Source organism: Lwoffella lincolnii (assembly GCF_037201985.1).
Lineage (GTDB): Bacteria > Pseudomonadota > Gammaproteobacteria > Pseudomonadales > Moraxellaceae > Psychrobacter > Psychrobacter lincolnii.
The window spans coordinates 1,769,141-1,794,088 of the sequence record NZ_CP147511.1; the positions used below are offsets into that span (position 1 = coordinate 1,769,141).

The window sequence follows — 24,948 nt, forward strand, 5'->3', positions numbered from 1 at the left end:
TCATTAGAGACATTAAAGACCCCTAAATTAACAATAATTCTATAGAAGTCTATAGAACTATATTTCTATAGTCAACAAAAAATATAAATATTCTATAGAATTCTATAAAAACTTAGTTATACCAAAAGAGGTGTTTATGTCAGAAACTGTATATCTGAAAAAATGGGAAAGAGAAGCCCTTTATAAAAAAATGATAGAGTTAAATAATGAATTGGCAGATAAAGGGTTAAGAGGAATTTCTAAAGAAAGTGAATTAGTCCACAAAATACTAGAAATGACAATTAAAAAAATTGAAGTATCAGAAAGCGGAAGCTTGATAATAAGAACATAAATTAAAAAAACGTCAAATTTGTCGCCTAAACCCACCACCATAGATGGTGGGTTTGTCTCGCTCAGTCGCTCACACTCCTTCCCTTCGCTCAACAATTCACCCTTAGCTTTGCCAAACTTCGCACAATACACATTATGATTACACCTTCGCTAACGCTCAGGCAAAAAACCGCCATGCTTGGACAAGCCTAGCATGGCGAACTTTTGTCATAACCTTGTTACATAATAAGAAGTTACGCAATAAAGGCGGATTGAAGCCAAATCAATGGAACTTGCTCATCTTTGATTGTTGAGCCATTGATTGTTGAGCCATTGATTGAGCCGTGAAATACCACCACATCAAATCGCACATCATAATCTGCAAACTGCTCATGGCATTGCAAAAAAGCTTGGGTGGCTTTGATGATTTTACGCTGTTTGCTGGGGGTGATGCTGTCTAAACCTGTGCCAAAATTGCTCATGTTTCGCTGACGCACTTCGACAATCACAAGGCTTGGCAATTGTTCCCTATCATCAATCATCACCAAATCAAGCTCACCAATATTTTTATGGTGCCAGTTTTTAGCAAAAAACGTTAGGCCTTGAGCTTCAAGATGGTGTTTGGCAAGGGTTTCATAGTGATTGCCTTGCTGTTGTTTGGGGGAGTTAAGTTTCATTTTTCGGGGCATTAATTTAGGGGCATTAAGTTTATTTAGAGACATTAAGTTTGGGGGAATGAAGTTTTATCATGATGACTTATGATAAAGTCTGACAGTCCATATGTTGAACAAACCGCATATCCAAATGGTTTATAATATCATCAGATTTTCACATGTTTGAGAAAAAAAATGACCAATCAGCAAACCCCAACCCAAGGTATCCCAGCCCAAGGCACACTTTACATCGTCGCCACACCCATTGGCAACCTGAGCGACATCACCGCTCACGCCATCAACTGCCTAAAAACCGCTGACTTCATCGCCTGTGAAGACACCCGCACATCAAGCAAATTGCTTAACCACTTTAACATCACCAGCAAAACCATCGCCTACCATGACCACAATGCCAACAGCCAAACCAGCAAACTTATTGAACTTTTGCAACAAGGCAACACCATTGCCCTAATCTCAGATGCAGGCACACCGCTCATCAGTGACCCTGGGTTTCGACTGGTTAAAGCGTGTCATGACAATGGCATTAAAACATCACCTGTGGCTGGAGCGTGTGCAGCCATCATGGCGTTATCGGTGGCAGGGTTGCCTTCAGATAAGTTTTATTTTTATGGATTTTTGCCTGCCAAAACTTCAGGGCGACAAAGTGAGCTTACCAAACTTCAAAACATGAATGCCACCATGATTTTTTATGAAGCACCGCATCGCATTATTGATTGTGTGACAGACTTGATGGCAGTATTGGGTAAGGAGCGTGAAGTTACCTTTTGCCGAGAGATGAGTAAAACCTTTGAAACCATTCATCACACAACGCTTGCAGGTTTATCTGATTTTATTCAAGCGGATAATCATCAACAAAAAGGTGAGATGGTGCTGGTGGTGGCTGGGGCAAATAAACCCACCGATGATGTGGCAAAACATGATAAATTGTTAACACGCCTGTTGCAAGATTTATCAATAAAAAAAGCCGCCCAACTGGCAAGTGACATCACAGGAATCAGAAAAAACGTTCTATATGAACGAATGTTACGATTACAAAAGCAAACATGATAAAACCAACATCACAAAAACAAGCCAAAATGAGTAAAAATTTAAGGTTGCTTATTTTAAAGTTACTTATTTAAAGTTACTTATTTAAAATGACTTGATGATGCTGGGTACATACCACTTAAAAATTTTTTAAAAGCCATCATGGCAGGTGATAATGTGCGATGGGTGCGTTGGTATAAAAAAAATCGCCGTTTTATCACAGGGTTAATCAACTGTTTCATCACCAAACCTTGTTGAGACACCCGTTCTGATGCGTAAGGTAAGCACAATGTCAGTCCCAAACCTTGTTTAGTCAAAGCAAAGGCTGTTGATAAAAAGTTCACTTCATATTGTGGCTGTTTTAATACTTGAGCCAATGTCTCAGGCAAATCTTGCAATAAATGCTTGGTAAATGGTCCTTGTAATGTAATCATTGGCTCATCTTGTAAATCCAACCATCGCACTTGTGATTGCTGGCTTAAACGATGATGCGAGGGCATGACCACAAAAAAGGGCAATTCAAACAAAAACTCTGCTTTAATATCATCATCAAATGCCCGCTCTGCTCCAAGTCCAAAATCCACATCCATGCTCTGTACCCTTTGCAGAACCATCTCAACTGAACAATCAATCAAGGTGAATTGAATGTGCGGATAAGTTTTTTGAAAATTGGCAATCACCATTGGCATCATCGAGGCAGCAAACTGCTGAGAAACCGCAATACGCACTTGCCCTTGCTCTAATTTATTAAACATGGTTATCTGACTTTCAAACACCATCAATTCATGAATGATACGTTGGGCTTGTGGCAATAATTGCTCCCCCAACTGCGATAGGTTTAATTGCCGTGTGGTTCGGTCAAATACTTGAAAACCAAGCGTATTTTCCAGCTCTTTGATTAAACCACTCAGTGCTGATTGAGACAGATGCAAATGTTGTGCTGCTGCTGTGAAGTTTTGGTACTTTGCCACTGTGATAAACGCCCGTAATTGTTTGATGGTGATATTCATAATATTTTCCGATAAATATATTAAAAAAAACTGATAGCCTAATAAATGTAACTGTTTTATGATGTCAGAGCAACCATAAGGAAGCAGTCATAAAAAAGCAGTCATCAAGATTGGTTTTTATCATCTGCTCACTTTTTATCACCTGCCAGCTACCTGCCAGCTTAGATACTGAGCATCTATGGCACGACACGTTGACACGTTGTTTATCACCATCATTGTTTACCACCATCATTGTCAAAAGGAACTGGACATGACAGATTTATTTGATAACCCAATGGGACTGCAAGGTTTTGAATTTCTTGAGTTTTCTTCACCCAATCCAGAGCAACTCAAACAATTATTTGAAAAAATCGGATTTACCCACATTGCCAATCACCGTTCAAAAAATGTGCAATTATATCGCCAAGGTGATATTAATTTTATCCTAAATCAAGAACCCAACAGCGTGGCATCTCACTTTGCTGATGAACATGGAGCAGGTGCATGTGGCATGGCATTTCGTGTCAAAAATGCTCAACACGCCCACAACCGTGCCATCGAGATGGGGGCTTTGCCCATTGAGCTTAACACCAATGCCATGGAACTCAAACTTCCTGCCATTAAAGGCATTGGTGGTAGCTTGATTTATTTGATTGACCGTTTTGAAGATGGCAGCAGTATTTATGACATTGATTTTGAATATTTGCCCAATGTGGACAAGCACCCTATTGGTCATGGATTAAAGGTGATTGACCATCTCACCCATAACCTTTACCGTGGTCGCATGGATTATTGGTACAATTTTTATCAAAAGGTCTTTAATTTTCAAGAAATTCGTTATTTTGACATTAAAGGTGAATACACAGGTCTTACTAGCCGTGCGTTAACCGCTCCTGATGGCAAAATTCGCATTCCATTGAATGAAGAATCTAAACAAGGTGGCGGACAGATTGAAGAGTTTTTGTTGCAATTTAATGGTGAAGGCATTCAACACATTGCGTTACTCAGTGATAATTTATTAGCCACCATTGATAAGTTGCGTGAAGCAGGAGTGCCATTGATGACTGCCCCTAAAGACACTTATTATGAAATGCTCGATGAGCGTTTGCCAAATCATGGTGAGCCTGTGGCAGAGCTACAATCTCGGGGTATTTTATTAGATGGCACAACAGAAGACGGACACCCAAGATTGTTGTTACAGATTTTTTCAGAGACGGTGATGGGACCTGTATTTTTTGAGTTTATTCAACGCAAAGGGGACTATCGTGAGGGTTTTGGTGAGGGCAATTTTAAGGCGTTATTTGAATCCATTGAACGAGACCAAATCCGCCGTGGGGTATTGACAACAGACCCACAAGATTTATGATGTTGGTGAATTGATATTGACTAATATCTGTTTGTTAAAAGAATTATTAAAAGGACTTATCATGATGAATACTCTCGTTTCTACCAAGCCAATCCCACAAGGCGTGCATCATGTTGCTTATCGATGCAATGATGCCAAACAAACCGTAGAATGGTATCAAAAGCACCTTGGTATGGAGTTTGTGCTTGCCATTGCTGAAGACCAAGTGCCATCAACCAAAGAACCAGACCCTTATATGCACATTTTTATGGACGCTGGGGGTGGTAATATTTTGGCATTTTTTGAATTACCAACCAAACCTAAGATGGGGCGAGATGAAAACACCCCAGTTTGGACTCAGCACTTGGCCTTAAAAGTTGAGAGCATGGAGGCTTTATTCAGTGCCAAAGACAAACTTATCGGTGAAGGCATCGAGGTGCTTGGCCCTGTTAATCATACCTTATTTCATTCCATTTACTTTTTTGACCCCAATGGACACCGCATTGAGTTGGCTTGTGATGTGGCAACGACAAAAATGCAAAAAGCCCTAGATGCTGTCAAATGGGAGATGCTCAATGAATGGGCAATCACCAAAAAAGCCCCCCAACACGCTCGATGGATACATGATGGCACTGAACCACCTGATGTTGATGTTTGATTTGACATCAATCAGCATCTTGACATCAAGCAGCATCGTGCCAATAAGTTTGACCAATGTCATTTTATCAGCATCACGTTAGCAATTTATCAGTATGACCAAGGAGAAAGCATGAAACTTGCCACATTAAATCAAGATGGGCGTGATGGTCGATTGGTTGTCGTCAGTCGCAATCTAGACCGTTATGTGCCAGCAAACCCCAAAACATTACAAGCGGTGTTAGAAGACTGGGAGACTCATGCCCCTGCCCTAGAAAAATCATATCAACAACTCAATGACGACGACAGTTTAGGTGATGTCTTTGACCAAACCGCTTGCCATTCTCCATTGCCCAGAGCTTATCAATGGGCAGATGGCTCGGCATATCTTAATCATGTTGAGTTGGTGCGTAAGGCTCGTCATGCCGAAGTGCCAGCGTCTTTTTATGATGACCCTTTAATGTATCAAGGTGGCTCTGACAGTTTTATCACGCCCACAAGCGATATTTTGGCTCAGCCTGAATGGGGCATTGATTTTGAAGCTGAAGTGGTGGTGATAACCGATGACGTGCCATTTGGGGCAGATGAGATGACCGCCAGTCAGCACATTCGCTTAATTGGGTTGGTCAATGATGTGTCACTACGCAACTTAATCCCAAGCGAACTTGCCAAGGGGTTTGGTTTTGTCCAAAGTAAACCTGCTTCTGCTTTTAGTCCGATTGTGGTTACCCCTGATGAGTTGGGTGATGCGTGGCAAGATGATAAAGTGCATTTGCCATTACACGTTGAGCTAAACGGCGACAAGTTTGGTTTTCCCAATGCAGGGGTGGACATGACTTTTAGTTTTGCTCGATTGGTGAGCCATTTGGCAAAAACCCGTGAGTTAGAAGCAGGAACAATCATTGGCTCTGGCACGGTGTCTAACAAGCAAAATAGTTTGCATGGCTCGTCAGTGGCAAATGGTGGTGTGGGTTATTGTTGTTTGGCAGAAGTGCGTATGTATGAAACCATCGAAACAGGCAAACCACAAACCAGCTTTATGAACCACGGTGATACGGTAAAAATTTATATGCGTGATAAAGATGGCAACAATATTTTTGGTGATATCATCAATACTGTGAATACCCAATATTAAACTCGCACAATCTGACTACGTATCATCTGACTACGTATAATTTGACTAACATAAGGATATGTTTGATGCGTGATAATTTTAAATCAACACAGACTCAGTCAACACAGACAAACTCTGTTTTAAACACGCCCATAGCCATGATAATGGCTTGTGCCATGGTGGTCATGATGGGTGTGGTGATGATTGCTTTGGGCTGGATACCACACTTGGCATTACTTTTGGTGATTTGTGGGCTTTTTTTGTTTGGCAAACTCAAAGGCATCTCGTTTGATGCCATGCAAGGCTATATGGCAAAAGGAGTGATGTCAGGTTTTGGGGCAATTTATTTATTTTTCTTTATTGGTTTGATGGTGTCTGCTCTGATGATGTCAGGAGCAATCCCCACCTTGATGTATTATGGCTTTGAGTTGTTATCACCTGAGCATTTTTATATTTCTGCCTTTATTTTAACCTCAATTATTGGTGTGGCGATTGGCAGCAGTTTGACCACTTGTGCCACCATTGGTGTGGCATTTATTGGCATGGCTGGGGCATTTGATGCCAATGTGGCGGTTGTGGCAGGGGCAGTGGTGTCAGGGGCATTTTTTGGCGATAAGATGTCGCCATTATCGGATACTTGCACCATAGCGGCTTCTGTTGCAGGAATAGACCTATTTGAGCATATCCGCAATATGATGTATACCACCATACCTGCTTGGATTTTGACAGTTGCCCTGTTTTGGGTCTTTCAAGGACAGACAACTGGGGCAAATTTAAGTGAAGTGGCCATATTAAAGCAACAACTGCTTGCCAGTGATTTGGTGCATGGCTATGCGTTGTTGCCTTTTGTGCTATTGGTTGGGCTTATTTTATTTAAGGTTAATGCCATTTATGCCATCATCATGACAATCATTGTGTCTGTCATCATCACTTTTTTACACAGTTCCCCAAGCTTGGCGCAAATTGGCGGTTATTTTTTTCAAGGATATAAACCTGCTGAAGAGTTAGACTTGGGTGCTGTCAGTGGGCTTATTTCTCGTGGTGGTTTAAATAGCATGTTTTTTACCCAAACGATTGTGATTTTGGCATTAAGTTTGGGAGGGCTGTTGCATAATTTGGGCATTTTACCTGCGTTATTAAACAGCATTAAACACAAATTGGTGAATGCAGGAAAAGTAACCTTTGCTGCTGCCATGACCGCTTTGGGGGTGAATGTGTTAATTGGTGAACAATATTTAAGCATTTTGTTGGCAGGAGAGAGTTTTAAAGGTGAATATGAGCGGTTAAATTTACACCCAAAAAACTTAGCTCGCACCATTGAAGATGCAGGCACGGTGATTAATCCATTGGTGCCTTGGAGTGTGTGTGGGGTGTTTATCAGCCAACAATTGGGCGTGCCTGTGCTGGATTATTTGCCATATGCGTTCTTTTGTTATTTGTGCTTATTTTTAACCATTATGTTTGGATTTACAGGATTTACCATCACAAAGTTACCTGCCAAATCAGTCATCTCACATTAGAGGCATGCCCAATCTCACCCACGTCATGGTTGGGTTGGTGTGCCAGCCAATCCAATCAACCTAGGAATTTGTATGAAATTATATTCTTATTATCGCAGTTCAGCGGCATTTCGGGTGCGGATTGCGTTGGCGTTAAAAAACATTCAATATGACATTGTGCCCATTCATCTGCTCAATCAAGGTGGTGAGCAAAAAAGTGACGCATATACCGCCATCAATCCACAACAGCTTGTCCCAACGCTTGATGATGATGGGTTTGTCATCAGTCAGTCACTGGCGATTATTCTGTATTTGGAAGACCGATTTTTTGATGTGCCTTTACTGCCAACTGATGCCAAAGATAAAGCCTTTGTGCATTCGTTGGCTCAAATTGTGGCGTGTGACATGCACCCACTTAACAATTTGCGGGTACTACAATACTTAAGTCATGAATTGTCTGTCAATGATGAGCAAAAACAAACATGGTATGCCCACTGGATTGTTCATGGTTTTGACGCATTTGAGCAACAATTAGCCAACCACCACAACACCCATCAGCACCAGCCCCAACAAAATGGCACAGACATCAAATTTTGCTTTGGCGATACGCCAACATTGGCAGATTGTTGTCTTATCCCACAAGTGTATAATGCGTTGCGATTTGAGTGTGATTTGTGTGCATATCCACACATACAATCCATTTATCAGCATTGCATGAGCTTGCCTGCCTTTATTGATGCGTATCCTGATAATCAACCCGATTGTCCAAAAGTCTGATTATCCAAAAAATGACCTTGTAAACAAGTGCTTAGATAAGGCATCAGCCAGCCTGATTTTTCAGCACCCCATAATACGTCCATAGCAATAAACTGGCAACACTGCGATGTGGAGACCAAGGGTTGGTCAGTTGGGTTAATTGATTGGGAGTGGGACGCTTATCCAACCCCAATAACGCTTGTGCCGCCACTTTTATCGCCAGGTCATCTACTGGCAAGATGTCCACTCGCCTAAGGCTAAAAAGCAGATACATCTGAGCCGTCCAGCGTCCAACTCCCGTCACAGCTGTCAGCTGTTTAATCACTGCTTCATCAGACAAATAAGCCAATGTGTCATAATCAATGTCATGCTCAGCCAATGACCGTAAATAGCGGATTTTTTGTTTTGATAGACCTTGTTTTTGCAGATGGTCATCATCAGCCACTTGAATGGCATTGGGCGTCATCAGTCCTGCCTGTTCAATGCGTTGATAGATGCGGCGAGCTGCCGACGCTGATATCTGTTGTGCAATGATGGCACGCACCATTTGGGCAAACCCTTGTGGTTGCTGATGTAAATCAGGTAAGCCAACTTGTTCATAAATAGAAACAAACCTAGGCTCAATGACAATCAGTTTGTCAATGTGAGCTTGTCGCTGCTCATCAGTATGGATAACCGCAATGTGAGTCATGTTTTTTTGATGTTCGTTTTGATATTCGTTTATGTCAATTCACTGATGGCAATTTACTCATTTTTGCCAATTTTCTAACCATTTGTTCTAATTGTTTCAGTCGTTTGTGCGTCTCTGGGTGATTGCCGTCAGTGTCATTAAACGCTTGTGAATATCGCAGTTGACGATATTGGGCTTTAACATCACTCGCCACTTGCCTATCCAAATGCTCACCAATCCGCTCAAGCCACATCAACACATCTTCTTGCTCATGCCATGCCAAGCTTGGGTTTTGTTTGCCCAATTGTTTTGATAAATTGGCAAATGGCTTATCCACAGCATGGTAAAATTTTCGCCGTTTATAAAACAACCAAGCCACCACCAATGTCATCAGCAAGACAAACGCACCCATCAATACAAACAGCTGTTGAGTCAAGCTTGTGATATTAAACCATTTAAACAACGAATTTTTTTGACTGTCTTGGTCATAGCCAACCACATCTCGTTGCCAATAGTAGCTTAACTGGTCAGACAATCGACGCATCTGTTGCAACATACGGTACTGCTGATACGACAAATTTGCCCCTGCCCCATCTCCAAACATCGATGCCCCATACTCATCAGTCAGCGAATCCATGCCTTGCTCAACACGATTGGGGGCAACAAAGGCGGTGGGGTCAATGCGTACCCAGCCTTGCCCTGCCAGCCACACTTCCGTCCATGCGTGAGCGTCCATTTGTCGAACTTCCCAGCTTAGTCCATCTCGCCCAAGCTCACCACCTTGATAGCCTGCCACCACACGGGCAGGTATGCCAGCGGCTCGCATCAAAAAGGTAAAGGTCGATGAATAATGCTCACAAAACCCTGCCTGTGTGTCAAATAAAAATTCATCAATGCGATTTTTATTCAATAAAGGTGGCGATAATGTGTAGCGAAAGTTGTTTTGGGTGATGTGTTTTTGCACGCTATTCATGTAATTCACAGGGTCATGACCAGCTTGAGCAAATAACTTCTTGGCAAAAGCTCGGCTTTTTTCATTGCCAGTGGCGGGCAGTGCCAAGTTAATTTGTCTGTTTTGCTCAGACAGTTGTGGCTCAATACGGGCGTTAGGATAGTACTCTGCTTGATAGCGGTATTGCTGAGCCACTTCGTCAAAAGAGCGGAGATTGTATTCTGAAGTCATGCCCAGCCCTTGTTTTGGCTCAGGTTTTGGGTAATCAAGGGCAAATAACCACTGCTGATGTGTTGGTTCTAAGATGACTTGGTACTGCCCTTGTGATTGTCCTGTTAAGCTGTTTTGTACCCAATTGGGTTCAGCTTGTTGACTGACCCAAAAGCGATTGTCTTTTTGCTCACTCGGTTGCCACGTTATCCCATCGAAGTCACTAAACACAAGCCCTCGCCAATACATCTGTGAGCGATGGGGGCGTTGCCCATCAAATTCTACCCGAAATGCCAACTCCGTGGATTTTGCTAAGTTAGCAAAATCCCCCGGTGCCATGCTGTCTGACACGCCTGTGGTTGCTTGTGGTTTGGACAGTGTGATTGACCAAAATGGCGGAAAGCGTGGAAAGAATAAGAACAACACCAACAACAACGGCAATGCTGTTAATGACAATAGCCCAAGGGTACGAATGCGACCATCACCATCTTGATTGCCATCGTCATTCATCGCTATAAAAGCCATCATCACCATCAACACACACCCAATTGCCAACAAGGTGGTGAACATGCCTTGGTCTAACAAAAACAGCGAAGCGGTGGCAAACAGCGATAAATTTAACACCACATAACCATCACGCTTACGGTACACCTCCCATAGCTTACCCATCAAGCATAACAATAAAAACGCCACCCCAGTATCGACACCATAATTACCACCGTAACTGACCCATAATCCTGCTAAGCCCCCAAAAAACAGCACCAACTGCACCCAAAGATAACGGCGTTTAAGTGGCATTTTATTTGCCACTTGATGCTTGACACTTGGCAGTTGTGATAATGCAGACAATGCCCCAAGCCCAATCAGCCAAATTGGCAGATGACCGATAAAAACCAGCATCACCAACAATTGAGAGGTGATGACCCAATAATAAGCAGGCATTGACAGCAGATAACGCACACGTGAAATGCCTTGCGTTTTTGGGGCTACCCATATCGATGGCATGCCCTGCCATTTGCCTTGTGCCAATTCATTAAAGCTATTAAGGTTATTAAGGTTATTTTTAATCATATTACACTTAAGAATTACAAACCCATGGGAATTGTTGGTGCATTTTACTCATTGAAAGCTGTGCTTAATTTGTTAGTTTTAGGGCTTGTTAACCTTGTGGGTTTGTTAGTTTTGTGGGTTTGTCAGTTTTAAGTGTCTGTCAGTTTCGGAGCTTGGGCTAACCGTTTTAGATTGGCACGGATAAACTCACTGCCCATGCCCTTTTGCCCTTTATCATTCGGTAAATTCATCACAAAGGGTTCGGTTTGCTCTGCCATCTGCAAAAGTGCATGGCTCAGTTGCGACAGCTTTTGTTCATGATTGACAGCAGGCATGTCAGCATAATCAAGCAACAGCTCTTGACCCACAGGGTCAGAAAAGTGCTTGGTCAGCATACCATGCCCTCGTGCCACATGTGCCCAAGATACCCGAGTGAGCGACTCACCCAACTGATGGTTATCAAGCATCTCAAAGTCATCTTGTCCTTTTTGCTGGTTGGGGCTAAAGGCATTTTCTTCCCCTTGAGTGAATGTATTCAATTTTTGCCAATCAAACGGCAAAGGCTTGGGGTATACCCAAGCGGTACTTGCAAAATACGCATACGACCACGCCCGCATGATGCCCAAAGGATACACGCTGTCTATCACCAATCTGGGCAACACCAATTCACCACGCTTATCAGACAACACAGGCAACTGTATCACGGCACTGCCTTTTAGCATGGGCAAAATGACTTGTCGGTGATTGTCTGGCACATCATCACCCTTATTGGCAGTTTGTTGCGTACCTTGCCATGTCTTATAGATGTCATCATCAAAAACAAACCTCAGCTGACGGCTGGGACTTCGAGAATCAGAAATCACCTCGATGCTCACCCACACAGGCTCACCTGCTGCCGCCATACTCACCGATAACAGCTTAAGCTTAAGCCCTGACACATGAGCAAAGGTCATATGCACACTAATCAACCACACACTTGCCAAATAAAAACAAACGCCCAGCACCAAATTATTCGCATAATTGATGCCTGCAATGAACGTGATGACCAGCAACAAAGCAAACAACAGCCCTTGCTTGCTAAAAAAAATGTACACATTGCGCACATTTAAACCAAGCTCATCTTGCCTTGGTGAACGTTTGGCAAAAAAGCCACGCAGTTGCTCGTTAATATGACGCTTGATAGAAATGGACATGATAAATTGATTTTATAAAACAGACACAGACTGCAAAATTCGCTCAGCAATGGTGGCGGGTTGTTTCTTGGTCAACCCACCCAAATGATGAAAAGGCATAAAAGGCTGACCCAAACGATGATTCACCACAGCAGAAAACACCGCTTGCACATCGCTTGGGGTAACCTCTTGATACCCTGACACAAAGGCATGTGCTTGAGCGGCGGCTTTTAATGCCAACATGCCCCTTGGTGATAAACCAATGTGTTCTTGACTTTCTCGAGATTTTTGTACCAAACGCAACAAATAATCCACCACCACATCTGCCATGTACAGCTGCTTTATCATGGCTTGGGCTTGTTGAATGCGATTGGTATCAAGCACCGACTCCAATTGGGTCAATAGCTGGCGACGATCTGTGCCTTGTAACAGCTCTTTTTCAGCAGTGGCAGACGGATACCCTAGAGACAGACACATCAAAAAGCGGTCAAGTTGCGATTCAGGCAAAGGATACACACCTGACTGCTGAGTGGGGTTTTGGGTGGCAATGACAAAAAATGGCTCAGGCAAGGCATAAGTTGTGCCATCATGGGTTACTTGTCGCTCTTCCATGGCTTCAAGTAAAGCACTTTGGGTTTTAGGGCTGGAGCGGTTAATCTCATCGGCAAGCAATAACTGACTAAAAATAGCCCCCTTACGGAACTCAAAAGCATGTTCATCTTGATTATACAAACTCATGCCTAAAATATCAGCAGGCAACATGTCATTGGTGAATTGCACTCGATTAAACGACAGACCAAACAGCTGTGCCAGCCCATGTGCCAAAGTGGTCTTGCCCATACCTGGTAAATCTTGTAACAACAAATGACCATTGGCAAGCAAGCACACCACAGACAACTTCACCGTATTGGGCTTGTCTAATATCAGCTGATTTAATTGATGTATCAGACGTTGAATGTCTTGCTGAATGCTTGTTTGGGTGCTGGTGCTGTTTTGTGACATCGTGTTTTGAGATGCCGTATTTTGAAAAGCGTGTGAGGGGTCATCTGTCGGGTGGGAAGCTGAGCTCATACGTTGCATCATGTGTTGTTTCATACGCTGTCTGGTTTCATATGCTGTCTAAAAGTGGGTGTGTTTTATCTAGGCGTGCTTTATACTGAGTGTGCTTTATACACTGTTGATGCCATGAGGTTGATGCCATGAACCTGATAAGCATACCACACATTGATGACAATCATATGATGGTTATGTGTGTGTCATGGTTACACATCATTACAATGGTTAAAAATTGTTAAGAACCAAAACCATTGACTCAACTTGATGTGGATTAATCTGATGTGGATTGAGCGGATGCAGATTGTCGCAAAGTTGACAGATAAGCGATGATGTCTTGGCGGATTTTGGCATCAGATATGGGGTCAGACAGCATCTTTCCTGATGGCAGGGCTTTGTCTGGGTCAGCGATATAAACATCAAGTGTGGCAGCGTCCCACTGCCAACCAGCCTCTTGCATGGCGGCAGAGTATTTATAATCAGCCAGCAGGGCAGACGGATTGCCATACACATTCATCAGCTGAGGGCCTTTTTTATTTCGTCCCGCTTGCAGTTTATGACACTGTTCACAATACTCTTGATAAGCACTCTGCCCTGCCATTGCATCACCTCCTGTATAAACAGGCAAGTTAACCTCAGGGCGACTGTCTGGCGGTGTCGGCTGACACGCCATTAAGCCCACAGACAGACAGGCAAACATAACCACAATCGATACAGGTGATACAGGTGTTTTAAACAAACCCATGCTCCATCAAACAACATTCATTCAACAACATTCATTCAGCAAACCCAACTAAGCAACATTCATATCGACAGCAGGTTCTTGCAAATAATGCCCTTGCAGATAGCGAGCGCCCACGCTCCAAGACACCGACATGGTGGCAGCGGTCTCAATATACGGCATCAACGTATCTGTCTTATGCTCACTGGCTGATGTTATCAAGGTTTTAATGGTGTCTAGCCCATCGGGTTTATCGATGTCCTTAACATAACTGTGTGCCACACGCACCATGGTTGGGTGGATATAAGCCAATGTTTCAATCGTTTTGGTGGTCATACCAAAACCATGAATACAGGTATCACAACCCAATGCTTTTAGATTATCATACTGTTTTTTGGCAACCGCCAGATGACTGACCACATCTTGCTCATTAAACTGTATCACCAAAGATCCTTGCTTACCTCCAACGGCACGGATAAGCTGTTCAATCACCTTGGGCAACTGTGCGTCCACCAAAGAAGCGGCGGTTAAATTAACCAAAATGCGTGCATCAGGGTGGTTTGACCTGACCTTACTCAATTGCTTGCATGCGTTAATCAATACCCAACGGTCAATTTTTTCAAGCAGATTGTGTTCTCGTGCCACATCAATAAACTCGTTAGGCATCATCATCTGACCATCTGATAACTTCAAACGCAGATACACTTCAAAGAAATGACTGCTGTCTGTCTGTATGTCATAGATGGGCTGATAAAGCAACGAATAATGGTGGTTGCTAAATGCACCTGCCAAATATTCTGCCAATGCCTTATCGTCGCTGTTGACGTATTGACTGGGGTCATAAATGTGATAAGTGTTGCCCACTTGCTCACTGTCTATAAAGGCTTTATTCTGAGATTCCAATGCTCGTTGAATGAGTGTCTCCACATCAGGGCTTTGTGGTTCAATCATCACCGCCCCTGCTGTTAAGGTGGTGTTGGTGGTGCGATTACCCACTTCAATGAGCATCTGTGCCACTTTTGGTAACAATGACTCAATCTGCTTTTCAAGTTTTTTCTCATTGGTGTCTGCCACCAACACGGTAAACACACTGTCAGCAAATCGGCTCACATACGACTCGGTAAAAAATTCATTAAGCAGGTGAGCCACATGCCTCACGGTGGTGTCTACCCCAGACAATCCCAAACTGGTGTTAATCTGTCCGATGTTATCTATCCGTAAATAAATCAATGCCGCATCGTGGTCTTGGGTTTGCTTCACTTGCTCAAGCATCTCATTGGCTCGTTGCATAAAGCCAACACGGTTTTCTAGCCCTGTCAGTCGGTCAGTTCGCTCCGCCATTGCCAGCTTTTTAGCAAGCTCAGCACTGTTAGCCGCTTTGTTATCCTGCTGAATGATGATTTGTATAACAGGCTCACCGTCATAAGTGGCAGCCGCAACTTGGAGTTTGGCTTCAAAAGTGCTGCCATCTGTGCGTTTACTTTGAAACTTAAACTCTACCTGCTCACGATTGCCTTTATCAAAACGGCGTAAAAACTGCTTAAACTCTTTCACCTTATCCCCACCTGCAATCAAATCAATCACAGGCACGCCCATCAGCTCGTCCATGCTTTCATAGCCAAACATTTTAAGATAGGGTTCATTGGCAAAGATATGAATGCCTTGGTCAATATAAGCGACCGCACTTTTGGAGTTTTTGATAAGAATGTTGGCACGCTGTTCAGCCTCACTTAAAATATATTTAAGGTCAACTACCTTACGGCGAGTTTGTAACGCACTTGCCTGCAAAATGATGGAAAGCACCACTTGTGTTTCTTGCTCACTGGGCAACGCTTTAATCAGATTGGCGTTAATGGTGTCTGGCAAGCTCACTTCTGTCTGCACAGCGGTTGACGGCTCATTATTCACCAAGGCAATGATGGGCAAATCGACACCCTGCTCCTGCACAATGCCTATCACATCTAAGAGATTCATGTCATAAGCTTGACCAAATACCAACACATCCCAGTGACGACGTAAGGTTTTGATAAATTCTTCCTTGTCATCTAAAAATCCCAGATTGACATCGTCATAATACAATGACAATAGCTCAACCAAGCGTTCAGCATAAAGCTGATCATCATCAATAACCAGTAAGTTTAACTCTTTCATTTGTTTGCTCATATATGTATCATTTATGTATCATTGTTTTTTTATTAATCAAGAAATAGGCGAGGCATAATAAATGATATGACAAATAAAACAACCAATTTATCATACAAAATACATGATTAATCATTATCCTGCTAATCGCACAATCTCATATTGTTGCATGTCATCACTGTTATTGATGTTTTTGGCAAGGCGAAGATTGGTTTGTTTATCACCGATTCTTAGCACCACACGGTCATTTTCTTTAAAATGGTATTGTGGCAAAATCAGCGATGTTTGCGTACCCAGACTTTCATTGCCTGCCACCAGCAACGCCACCACAAAATCTTGCGACCGCTCATCTTTGCTTTCAAGGCGAACACCACAAGCGGTGATGGCGTACCCCATCAAACGAGCCCCTGCCTCGATACTGCGTTCTTTATTCTCTATCCAACGAATCACCCCAAGCTCCCAATTGCTTTCAGCATCAGTTTTATCAGGCATTAAGGCAAAAATGCTCAATACTTTAAGGGTGGTGCTATTGGCAACAGCTTGCTTGATGGCGGATTTTCTTTCATACTCTTGTGTCATTTGTTCATTTTCGTCAGTAACGTCAATATCATCTAATTCGCCAAAGCTAAAGCGATACCCTGTCTTACTCATGTCCATGATGGTGGCATCTAAAGTGTGTTTATAGTCTTGCTTGTCTGCCACTCTGCTGATTTTTGGGTAATATCCTTTGGGCAATTCATCTGCTAAAATCAAACGTTCCAATGGCATTTTATTTGACAGATAATAATGAATGCGGTGCAAGCCTGTAACAATGGTGGCATGTCGTCGAGTGGGAATGCGTTTTTCGCCACGTTGTAGATATTGTTGTTGCTCTAGGGTATATTGTGCCAGACGTGCCAGACGCATCTCAAAACTGATATGGTCCTTGCCTTCTTTGCTTTGTGCTTTGGTTAAATAGTCATGTAATTTGTCTAAATTCACAAATAGGCTTGTGCTGTCTTCTGTAAAAGGGTTAATGCGAGAGTATGGGGTCAGATATTCAGGCGGTTGGTTAGAATTTAAATCAATATAGATTTTATTTTCACTGACGGGGTCATCACTAATGTCGACTAACTTTGCCCATCTTGCCAACACTTTATGAATACCCAAAACATCTTGTCTTCTAAACGACACTGGACGCAACAAACTATACAAGCACGCCTGTTTATAAATGTCATGGATACTGTCAGCATGGCTGTTGTGTTGTTTGTCATGATACACCATGTCCAGCACGCCTTGCGATTTAGCCACCATGTACAGTCGGTTCATCTGTTGCCATAGAATTTGTTGTGGTTTGGTAAAAATAATGGCAGCCTCCATCATCAAATTCAAATACACATACATCAGCTGATAAATGATTTGCTGTAAACATGCCTGATTGTCCGAGCGTCCAATGGGCAATATCGTCCACCAAGACCGTTTGTTGGTCTGTTTGCCAGCTGGTTGCAGTTGGCTCATTTGCCTTGTCATCATGCCATCGAACACCAAGGCGGTTAAATAGTAAATAGAGGTTACCTGATTGACCATGCCATGTTGTAATTTGCTCAGCTGGCTAGGCTCATGAATATAATCACTTCTGAGTTGATTGACGACCCTAAATGTCACCTCTTTTAATTGCTTCATAAGCTCCAAACGCTTGGGGTCTGAGATGTCTGCCACAATCATCTCAGTCAATACTTTTTCAAGCTGTTGGCATTGTTCTGATTTATTGGCAATCATCAAATTAGCCCCCCACTGGCTAATTTGTTTGCCATCGTCACCAATATGGCTAAAGTTCAGCGGTCTTAAGGGTAATTGGGTGTCCAAATATTTTACAAAGGTGTCAAAACTTATCATAAATTATTCTCTAAAGCCTGTTTTTTACATTCCATTTTCTACATTCTGTTCTTTAATCTAAACCTTTCAGCCAAATCCTTTCAGTTTGCTCATTTTTATTCAATCAATTAAATAAAGCAATCAGCCAAAGACTAACCCATATATTGACAATTTTTGGCTGATTTGTAAATATCAATGGGGGTTTTGAATGGACAATTGGGCAACTCTTTTACCAATCTTGGCAATAAATAGCCAGACAATCGCGCCAACATCTGCCAATACAATGCCACTGCTTGTTCTTCACTGACATAAAAATAGGCAGACCCTTTGACTTTATCAAGAAGATGCAAGTAATAAGGCAATACCCCAGCATCAAATAAACGCTGACTTAATGCCACTTGTGCCGTTACGTTGTCGTTGACGCCTTTTAACAGCACCGCTTGGTTCATGACGGTCACGCCTGCGTGTCGCAATCGCCACAACTGTCTTGCCGTGGCGTCATCAATTTCGTTGGCATGGTTGGTATGCACCACCATGATAAGATTGATGGCGTTGTCCATCATCACTTGGGTTAAACTGTCAAATTTTGTCAACAATTCATCATCTAAACGCTCAGGGATAACAATCGGTAAGCGAGTGTGCAAGCGAATGGTGTTGATTTGTGGCATGGTTGCCATGGCGTCTAACCAAACAAATAAGCGACGGTTATTCAAACTCAAAGGGTCACCACCACTAAAAATCACCTCGTTGATGTCGGGGTGAGCCAAAATGTAATCTTGCACCACTTGCGTCTGTGATGATGGGCGGTTGGCCTGATAATCATAATGCTGGCGAAAACAATAGCGACAATGAATCGCACAGGCTCCTGTTACGGTCAATAATATGCGTGACTGGTATTTGTGTAACATGCCTGTTACAGGACTGGCATGCACCTCTTGCAATGGGTCAAGCATATAATCATCACCGCCTTGTGTGTGGACATCTTGTCCATACATGGGCAAAACTTGGCGTAACAAAGGGTCTTGACTGTCGCCCACTTTCATCTTTGCCACAAAAGCATGTGGCACTTTTAGACCGAATTTTTTGGACGTTTGGGCGTGTGCTTGATACACAGATAACAGCTTAGGGTCGGTTATCTGTAACCGCTCAAGCAACTGCATGGGGTCGGTGATGGCATCAGATATTTGCTGTTGCCAGTTTTTTTGTGGGGGCAAATGGTTTATCATATTCTATGGTTAATCTGCGAGTGTGTCATGCGTTTAGCTGGCGTTTGAGTTTCAATGCTTCGTTTACATGGGGTTTTAACATTCATGTTTTAACTTTAAGAACAGCACATAAAACGAACAGCACATAAAACGCAAAGTATATTCCATTTGACGCATTGGCAGAGATTTTTTTCACTGATATTGAGCAAGATATTAGGGCGTCTGCTTCATTTAAGCGATGTCAGTAAGCGATGTCAGCTGATGTCAGCTAATGATGGGCAACTAAAAATCACCCCTAAGCTTAATAAACGTCAACTTTTTAATGGCAACAAACTGGAAAACACATTATGGCAAGTTATTCTACCAACGAATTTAAAGCAGGTCTTAAAGTGATGCTAGATGGCAACCCCTGCTCCATCATTGACAACGAATACGTTAAACCAGGTAAAGGTCAAGCCTTTAACCGTGTGAAACTGCGTAACCTAAGAACAGGCAAAGTGCTTGAACAAACCTTCAAATCAGGCGATAGCCTAGAAGGGGCAGATGTGGTTGATAATGAAATGAACTATCTGTACTCAGATGGTGAGTTTTGGCATTTCATGCACCCAGAAAGCTTTGAGCAACTGCAAGCCGATGCCAATGCCATGGGCGATGCCAAGCAGTGGCTCAAAGAAAACAGCAACGAAACTTGCATCATCACCTTATTTAATGGGGTGCCTTTGTCCGTTTCTGCTCCTAACTTTGTGGAACTGCAAATCACCGAAACTGACCCTGGGCTAAAAGGTGATACATCAAGCGGTGGCAGTAAACCTGCAATTTTAGAAACTGGGGCAGTGGTTAAAGTGCCGTTATTTGTCCAACAAGGCGAAACCATTCGTGTGGACACTCGCACAGGCGAATATCAAACTCGTGTTAGCTGATTAATGTTGCCAATCACATCACCGATGAACGATGAACATCGTCATTCATCAATGGCATAACCACCAATAATCCCAACTGATGACATGTTCATCGGTTTGACAAGTTTGGTTGCCAATGTTTTTTATGGTATTGCCAACAAATGTAATGCTTCACTTGCCATCACCATGCCCATGCTGGCGGTCATCACCACCGCTGAGCCATAACCGCCACATTGCAAGCCGTGAGCTTGACTGCCCACCTTGCTATGCTCTGGCGGTTGGTCAGAATACACACAGCGAATGCCAAACTTAGTTTTTAATTCACGGTTGATGCCATGTTCTTGACGCAATTTGTTGCGTAATCTTGCCAACAATGGGTCTTGGGTGGTGTCTTTTAAGTCACTAATGCCGATGCGAGTGGGGTCTGTTTTGCTCCCTGCTCCACCAGCACACACCAGCTTTAATTTATTAAACCGACAATGCAACGCAATATGCACCTTAGCACTCATGTCATCGGTACAGTCTAATATCACCATACCACGCCCCTTTTGATGTGCCTTGTCTTTGTCTTGACGGCTGGGCAACAGTTGATTGACATTGTCTTGGGTAACAAACTCATCGCATAAGTTCAGCGTTAACCGTGGGTTAATTTGATGCAAACGTAATGCCATTGCTTCGATTTTACTTTGCCCCAAACTGCTGTCTAGTGCAGGCAGTTGGCGATTGATGTTTGATGCCACCAACACGTCCATGTCAATCAACGTCAGCTCACCGACTGCCGTTCTTGCCAGTGCTTCAGCCGCCCAACTGCCCACACCACCAATACCAATCACATACACATGGGCATTGCCAAAGCGTTGCATTGCGTCATGACCGTATAAGGTCTTTGTGCCACCAAAACGGCGGTCATATTGGGCATCAATCTGATGGTCATTGGTAACAGGGTTAAAAGAAGTCATGGGCATGATAAGTCATATGGTTGGTTATGTCATTAAGATGAAAGGGGTAAGTTTAAAGAGGTAAGTTTAAAGCATTCACGCTGTTTTGCCAAAGCCGTTCTGCCAACAGTTGCACTGGCACAGACAACAGCTCAGACAATGCCAACAACACATAAGGCAAATTGGCAGGGACATTTCTGTCTGGTTGCTTATTCACATCATTGGGCTTATTCACATCATGGTGATGATGATGGCGACGTTGACATGGCAATGGGGTCATGTCAGGGCAATCGGTCTCTATCACCAAACACTCTAAGCCAGCATAATCCACCGCTGCCTTAATCGCGCGGTGCAATTTTTTGGCATTGGGATTACTGACTTGCCCTGTGATACCCAGTTTAAAGCCAAGTTTGACAAACGCCTTTGCTTCTTGCTGTGCTCCGCTAAAACTGTGGGCAATCCCCCCATTGCCACGCTGTTGATGACGGAACTGTTTTAAGATTTTTAGTGCGTCAGCATGGGCTTTACGAATGTGTAGCATGATGGGCAGTTGATGTTTCTGTGCCAGTTGTAACTGTGCCTGAAAAAAACGCACCTGACGCTGATAATGTTCAGGTTGTTTCATGGTTTTACTAAAGGTATCTAGGCCTATCTCACCCAAGGCAAGGCAATCATGATGTTGCAATTCATTTGCCAAAATGTCCAAATCAGCATCGTCATGACTGCGAATATAAAATGGGTGCAAGCCATATGCCACATGTGCTTGCAAGTTGTGTTCTGCTTGCGTGGCTGACTGCTTATCCACTTGCCTTGCAACCTGCTGGTTGATTTGTTGTTGAACATCACGCATACGCTCAAAGTATTTGGCAACATAACCGACCAACACCAAATGACGCACCCCTGCCTGCATTGCATTTAACACTTGTTGCTCACGGTCAGCATCAAAAATGCTGACATCAAAATGCGTGTGTGTGTCTATCAAAGCGTGTGCATGTTGATAAGGTAAAAGTGGATAAGATGTTGAAGACATAGATGACATAGATGCGATAAACTGTGCGTTAAAATAAACTGAATTAAAATAAGCTAAGATTAAGATATGCTGATAGGGGCTGGCTATTTTGACCTGCTCAGCCCACTTTGCGGTCATTGTTATTGCCATCGCCTTGACGATGTTGCCAACCTGCCCAACCTGCCCAACCTATTTTGTGGCTGTTTACCTTGTGGCTGTTTTCTTGTCATAATCTGCCTTACGACTGCTGGAGCGTGGGATAAACATTAATCCCACCGCCACCAAGCCAAGCTTACCAAGCTTAAGCCACATCGTTTTTCGATGCTGTTTTAACATGCCGTTGGGTTGATTGGGTGTGTGTTTCGCCATGGTATGTCTGCCAATTATTTGCCAATGAATTATCTGCCTTTATGCCATTTAATTTATGCCATTTGATTTAATCAGATTGAACAGATTGTATGGTTTTTGGTGCTGTGATGGGTTGCTGCTGCGTGATGGCCATTGGCTGATTGGGGGTAACATCAATCAAGTCTTCATGAATTAAGTCATCATGTGTCAGACTGTTTAACACCGATTTATCAGGAACAGTGATGGGCATGGGTACGGACACAGGCACTTGTGGATATTGACTGACAGGTTGCTTTAGAGGAATTTTTTTAATTGTGCCATTGCTGTCAATCACCAACTGCATGGTGATGAGCTGATTGTTGCGTTTTTCGGTCATGCTCGCCACCGCCGCACTGTCATACAACACCGTTGGCTGCAAAAAAATGATGAGATTGCTTTTTTGATTGGATTTGCCATCAGAGCGAAATAATCGCCCCAGCATCGGAATATCACCCAATCCAGGTACTTTTTGAGCACTATTGGTGGTGTTATCACGCATCAAGCCTCCCAATGCCACCGTTTGCCCATCTTTTGCCATGATGGTGGTGTCAATAAAGCTTTTATTGGTTACCAAGCCATTGATGTTGTTGGTACTGCCTGGCACAACCGCGGACACTTCTTGGGACACTTCTAGGCGTACTGTACCATCTCGCCCCACTCGTGGTTTGACGTTAAGCTGAATGCCCACATCTTGTCTGCTGACGGTTTGAAATGGATTGCTGTTATTGCTGTTGGTATTGTAAGAGCCTGTAACAAATGGCACATTTTGCCCCACTAAAATTTTGGCCTCTTTATTATTTAAGGTCATGATGGAAGGCGTAGACAGCAGATTGGCACTGGTCGTGCGGTCAAGGGCTTGTAATATCGCCCCATAAAACTCTGTTGAGCCATGGCGTTGACGACTATTGCCAAAACCCAATAACGCCCCAGCAATGGCACTGGCCGCCCCACTGACGGCGGTGGCACTTTTACTCAATGCTGCTGTTGCCAGTGTCGTGGCACTCACGCCAGCATTATCAAAGTTGACCACGCCATAGCCTGAATTGGCACTGCCCAATGCCCATTGTACACCCAACTGACGAGCATCATCGCCTGATATCTCAATGATGGCAGCTTGGATTAGTACCTGTGGCTCTTTGATATCCATCTGCATGATGGTGTCTTCTATCTCCATCATCAGCTCATTAGGGGCATTGACGATGATGGCGTTTTGAGTTTCATTGGCGATGATGCTGTAACGTCTGCCGTTATTTTGTTCACCACCGCCACTGATGGCATTTGTGCTTGAACCTCCATTAGAGCCAGTAGAGGCATTGCCACTGTTGTTCATGGCACTACTGCCATTGGATAAAGAAGCGGTGGATAAGGTTGACTGCGTCTCAGCACTGTTGATGGACTGCCCACCTAACAAGGCTCGCAATATCTCTGCGGTCTGTAATGCGTCAGCATAGTTAAGCCGAAAAGTACGCACACCGCTTAATCGTCGTGTTGGCACAGTATCAAGACGATTCACAAGGGCTTGAATTTTGGCAATCTGCTCAGGATTGCCCATGACAATTAAGCGGTCTGAAGCAGGGTCAGCTGTGAGTGTTAAGCGACTGCCTAATGAGTCTTGCCCTTGGCTTGCTTGCTCGGTAACCCCAGATAACAGCTCCAGCATCCGTTGAGCATCGGTGTGTTGTAGGGGAATGACGCTCACGCTGTTACTCACATTGCTGTCCAAATCACGAATGAGTGCTGTTAACTGGTTTAGGCTATCTGCCCTATCAGACAACACCAAGGCATTGACACTACCAACCGCTGCTGCGTGGGCAGACTGGGGCATGATGGGGCGAATGACTGACAACACTTCGTCGGCTCGTGAGCTGGACAGATAAATGACACGGGTCACCATCTGCTCACCACGGGCAGTGCCATCAATGTCCACCGCCACGCCTGACTGTTTGGCAACGTTATCTGGTAAAAGCTCAACCAAGCCATTGCGTTCAATGGCAGTGATGCCATTGACTCGCATCACGCTCAAAAATAAATCATACACTTCAGCTTCAGTCATGGCACGCTGAGAGATGACGGTAATGTTACCATTGATGCGTGGGTCTGGGACAAAGTTCTTGCCTGTGATGGTCGCCACTTCATTAATAAAGCCTTTGATGTCCGCTTCTTGTAGATTGACTTTCCAAGTTTCAGCCAATGCCGTGTGTGGCATCATCGCTGACATCACCGCCACCGTCAATGGCAATACCAACGCACCCACCCTCATCTTGTTTCTCATTTTATGATGAATGGCTTTTAACAAACACATATAAACTTCCCTTGAAGACAAACTCATCAAACACAA

General features: G+C 43.5%; 22 protein-coding genes. 8 read left to right on the top strand and 14 right to left on the bottom strand.

The window, feature by feature from the left end; translation table 11 throughout:
• Positions 1 to 136 precede the first annotated feature (136 nt).
• The gene (locus tag WDM69_RS07960; protein WP_338755276.1) at positions 137 to 331 is read left to right on the top strand and encodes a hypothetical protein; all 195 of its coding nucleotides are present in this window, start codon (positions 137 to 139) and stop codon (positions 329 to 331) included.
• 232 nt (positions 332 to 563) lie between these two features.
• Here WDM69_RS07960 and WDM69_RS07965 read toward each other — a convergent pair whose 3' ends face one another.
• Positions 564 to 986: a YraN family protein gene (locus tag WDM69_RS07965; protein ID WP_078307822.1), complete on the bottom strand. Its 423-nt coding sequence runs from the start codon at positions 984 to 986 to the stop codon at positions 564 to 566.
• Positions 987 to 1,157: 171 nt separating this feature from the next.
• On the opposite strand from WDM69_RS07965, the gene rsmI reads away from it, so the two are divergent.
• On the top strand, positions 1,158 to 2,030 hold the full coding sequence (gene rsmI, locus WDM69_RS07970) for a 16S rRNA (cytidine(1402)-2'-O)-methyltransferase (protein WP_078307821.1): 873 nt from the start codon (positions 1,158 to 1,160) through the stop codon (positions 2,028 to 2,030).
• Between the two features lie 80 nt (positions 2,031 to 2,110).
• On the opposite strand, the gene WDM69_RS07975 is transcribed toward rsmI, so the two are convergent.
• Positions 2,111 to 3,019 carry a LysR family transcriptional regulator gene (locus WDM69_RS07975; protein WP_078307818.1) on the bottom strand — a complete coding sequence of 303 codons (909 nt, stop codon included), beginning with the start codon at positions 3,017 to 3,019 and terminating at the stop codon, positions 2,111 to 2,113.
• A 250-nt stretch (positions 3,020 to 3,269) separates the two neighbouring features.
• Between WDM69_RS07975 and hppD the strand changes: the two genes are divergently transcribed.
• The 5 genes from hppD to maiA all read left to right on the top strand — a co-directional run bounded on the left by hppD (position 3,270) and on the right by maiA (position 8,369).
• Positions 3,270 to 4,364: a 4-hydroxyphenylpyruvate dioxygenase gene (gene hppD / locus WDM69_RS07980; RefSeq protein ID WP_078307945.1), complete on the top strand. Its 1,095-nt coding sequence runs from the start codon at positions 3,270 to 3,272 to the stop codon at positions 4,362 to 4,364.
• 61 nt (positions 4,365 to 4,425) lie between these two features.
• Positions 4,426 to 5,001: a VOC family protein gene (locus WDM69_RS07985; RefSeq protein WP_338044662.1), complete on the top strand. Its 576-nt coding sequence runs from the start codon at positions 4,426 to 4,428 to the stop codon at positions 4,999 to 5,001.
• A 111-nt stretch (positions 5,002 to 5,112) separates the two neighbouring features.
• Positions 5,113 to 6,114, top strand: coding sequence for a fumarylacetoacetate hydrolase family protein (locus WDM69_RS07990; protein WP_078307813.1), 1,002 nt, complete (start codon positions 5,113 to 5,115; stop codon positions 6,112 to 6,114).
• 137 nt (positions 6,115 to 6,251) lie between these two features.
• Positions 6,252 to 7,613, top strand: a complete 1,362-nt coding sequence (gene nhaC / locus WDM69_RS07995) for a Na+/H+ antiporter NhaC (RefSeq protein ID WP_240494929.1) — start codon at positions 6,252 to 6,254, stop codon at positions 7,611 to 7,613.
• 72 nt (positions 7,614 to 7,685) lie between these two features.
• Positions 7,686 to 8,369 carry a maleylacetoacetate isomerase gene (maiA, locus tag WDM69_RS08000; protein WP_078307810.1) on the top strand — a complete coding sequence of 228 codons (684 nt, stop codon included), beginning with the start codon at positions 7,686 to 7,688 and terminating at the stop codon, positions 8,367 to 8,369.
• Between the two features lie 43 nt (positions 8,370 to 8,412).
• Here maiA and WDM69_RS08005 read toward each other — a convergent pair whose 3' ends face one another.
• The 8 genes from WDM69_RS08005 to epmB form a co-directional block, all read right to left on the bottom strand.
• Positions 8,413 to 9,039: a DNA-3-methyladenine glycosylase family protein gene (locus WDM69_RS08005; protein ID WP_078307808.1), complete on the bottom strand. Its 627-nt coding sequence runs from the start codon at positions 9,037 to 9,039 to the stop codon at positions 8,413 to 8,415.
• 34 nt (positions 9,040 to 9,073) lie between these two features.
• Positions 9,074 to 11,251: a transglutaminaseTgpA domain-containing protein gene (locus WDM69_RS08010; RefSeq protein ID WP_205760120.1), complete on the bottom strand. Its 2,178-nt coding sequence runs from the start codon at positions 11,249 to 11,251 to the stop codon at positions 9,074 to 9,076.
• Positions 11,252 to 11,379: 128 nt separating this feature from the next.
• The gene (locus WDM69_RS08015) at positions 11,380 to 12,423 is read right to left on the bottom strand and encodes a hypothetical protein (protein ID WP_078307807.1); all 1,044 of its coding nucleotides are present in this window, start codon (positions 12,421 to 12,423) and stop codon (positions 11,380 to 11,382) included.
• 12 nt (positions 12,424 to 12,435) lie between these two features.
• A complete protein-coding gene (locus WDM69_RS08020) occupies positions 12,436 to 13,404 on the bottom strand; it encodes an AAA family ATPase (protein WP_078307941.1) in 969 nt (322 codons plus the stop codon).
• 325 nt (positions 13,405 to 13,729) lie between these two features.
• On the bottom strand, positions 13,730 to 14,200 hold the full coding sequence (locus WDM69_RS08025; protein WP_078307806.1) for a c-type cytochrome: 471 nt from the start codon (positions 14,198 to 14,200) through the stop codon (positions 13,730 to 13,732).
• Positions 14,201 to 14,248: 48 nt separating this feature from the next.
• A complete protein-coding gene (locus tag WDM69_RS08030; protein WP_338755277.1) occupies positions 14,249 to 16,339 on the bottom strand; it encodes an EAL domain-containing response regulator in 2,091 nt (696 codons plus the stop codon).
• A gap of 114 nt (positions 16,340 to 16,453) precedes the next feature.
• On the bottom strand, positions 16,454 to 18,193 hold the full coding sequence (locus tag WDM69_RS08035) for a hypothetical protein (RefSeq protein ID WP_338755278.1): 1,740 nt from the start codon (positions 18,191 to 18,193) through the stop codon (positions 16,454 to 16,456).
• A 131-nt stretch (positions 18,194 to 18,324) separates the two neighbouring features.
• On the bottom strand, positions 18,325 to 19,398 hold the full coding sequence (epmB, locus tag WDM69_RS08040; RefSeq protein ID WP_078307803.1) for an EF-P beta-lysylation protein EpmB: 1,074 nt from the start codon (positions 19,396 to 19,398) through the stop codon (positions 18,325 to 18,327).
• 326 nt (positions 19,399 to 19,724) lie between these two features.
• On the opposite strand from epmB, the gene efp reads away from it, so the two are divergent.
• The gene (gene efp, locus WDM69_RS08045) at positions 19,725 to 20,297 is read left to right on the top strand and encodes an elongation factor P (RefSeq protein WP_078307802.1); all 573 of its coding nucleotides are present in this window, start codon (positions 19,725 to 19,727) and stop codon (positions 20,295 to 20,297) included.
• A 122-nt stretch (positions 20,298 to 20,419) separates the two neighbouring features.
• Here efp and WDM69_RS08050 read toward each other — a convergent pair whose 3' ends face one another.
• From WDM69_RS08050 to gspD, 4 genes are all read right to left on the bottom strand, one after another.
• Entirely contained in the window at positions 20,420 to 21,241 is an 822-nt protein-coding gene (locus tag WDM69_RS08050) for a tRNA threonylcarbamoyladenosine dehydratase (RefSeq protein ID WP_143823321.1), read from the bottom strand.
• A 46-nt stretch (positions 21,242 to 21,287) separates the two neighbouring features.
• Positions 21,288 to 22,244 (bottom strand): TatD family hydrolase, encoded by a 957-nt coding sequence (locus WDM69_RS08055; protein WP_338755912.1) that lies wholly within the window; start codon positions 22,242 to 22,244, stop codon positions 21,288 to 21,290.
• A gap of 183 nt (positions 22,245 to 22,427) precedes the next feature.
• Entirely contained in the window at positions 22,428 to 22,592 is a 165-nt protein-coding gene (locus tag WDM69_RS08060; RefSeq protein ID WP_338755279.1) for a hypothetical protein, read from the bottom strand.
• Positions 22,593 to 22,659: 67 nt separating this feature from the next.
• Positions 22,660 to 24,912 carry a type II secretion system secretin GspD gene (gspD, locus tag WDM69_RS08065; RefSeq protein ID WP_338755280.1) on the bottom strand — a complete coding sequence of 751 codons (2,253 nt, stop codon included), beginning with the start codon at positions 24,910 to 24,912 and terminating at the stop codon, positions 22,660 to 22,662.
• Positions 24,913 to 24,948 lie beyond the last annotated feature (36 nt).

Coding starts and splice junctions, on each gene's coding strand:
- WDM69_RS07960 (WP_338755276.1), top strand. CDS start 137: ATGTCAGAAACTGTATATCTGAAAAAATGGGAAAGAGAAGCCCTTTAT.
- WDM69_RS07965 (WP_078307822.1), bottom strand. CDS start 986: ATGAAACTTAACTCCCCCAAACAACAGCAAGGCAATCACTATGAAACC.
- rsmI (WP_078307821.1), top strand. CDS start 1,158: ATGACCAATCAGCAAACCCCAACCCAAGGTATCCCAGCCCAAGGCACA.
- WDM69_RS07975 (WP_078307818.1), bottom strand. CDS start 3,019: ATGAATATCACCATCAAACAATTACGGGCGTTTATCACAGTGGCAAAG.
- hppD (WP_078307945.1), top strand. CDS start 3,270: ATGACAGATTTATTTGATAACCCAATGGGACTGCAAGGTTTTGAATTT.
- WDM69_RS07985 (WP_338044662.1), top strand. CDS start 4,426: ATGATGAATACTCTCGTTTCTACCAAGCCAATCCCACAAGGCGTGCAT.
- WDM69_RS07990 (WP_078307813.1), top strand. CDS start 5,113: ATGAAACTTGCCACATTAAATCAAGATGGGCGTGATGGTCGATTGGTT.
- nhaC (WP_240494929.1), top strand. CDS start 6,252: ATGATAATGGCTTGTGCCATGGTGGTCATGATGGGTGTGGTGATGATT.
- maiA (WP_078307810.1), top strand. CDS start 7,686: ATGAAATTATATTCTTATTATCGCAGTTCAGCGGCATTTCGGGTGCGG.
- WDM69_RS08005 (WP_078307808.1), bottom strand. CDS start 9,039: ATGACTCACATTGCGGTTATCCATACTGATGAGCAGCGACAAGCTCAC.
- WDM69_RS08010 (WP_205760120.1), bottom strand. CDS start 11,251: ATGATTAAAAATAACCTTAATAACCTTAATAGCTTTAATGAATTGGCA.
- WDM69_RS08015 (WP_078307807.1), bottom strand. CDS start 12,423: ATGTCCATTTCTATCAAGCGTCATATTAACGAGCAACTGCGTGGCTTT.
- WDM69_RS08020 (WP_078307941.1), bottom strand. CDS start 13,404: ATGTCACAAAACAGCACCAGCACCCAAACAAGCATTCAGCAAGACATT.
- WDM69_RS08025 (WP_078307806.1), bottom strand. CDS start 14,200: ATGGGTTTGTTTAAAACACCTGTATCACCTGTATCGATTGTGGTTATG.
- WDM69_RS08030 (WP_338755277.1), bottom strand. CDS start 16,339: ATGAGCAAACAAATGAAAGAGTTAAACTTACTGGTTATTGATGATGAT.
- WDM69_RS08035 (WP_338755278.1), bottom strand. CDS start 18,193: ATGATAAGTTTTGACACCTTTGTAAAATATTTGGACACCCAATTACCC.
- epmB (WP_078307803.1), bottom strand. CDS start 19,398: ATGATAAACCATTTGCCCCCACAAAAAAACTGGCAACAGCAAATATCT.
- efp (WP_078307802.1), top strand. CDS start 19,725: ATGGCAAGTTATTCTACCAACGAATTTAAAGCAGGTCTTAAAGTGATG.
- WDM69_RS08050 (WP_143823321.1), bottom strand. CDS start 21,241: ATGCCCATGACTTCTTTTAACCCTGTTACCAATGACCATCAGATTGAT.
- WDM69_RS08055 (WP_338755912.1), bottom strand. CDS start 22,244: ATGTCTTCAACATCTTATCCACTTTTACCTTATCAACATGCACACGCT.
- WDM69_RS08060 (WP_338755279.1), bottom strand. CDS start 22,592: ATGGCGAAACACACACCCAATCAACCCAACGGCATGTTAAAACAGCAT.
- gspD (WP_338755280.1), bottom strand. CDS start 24,912: ATGTGTTTGTTAAAAGCCATTCATCATAAAATGAGAAACAAGATGAGG.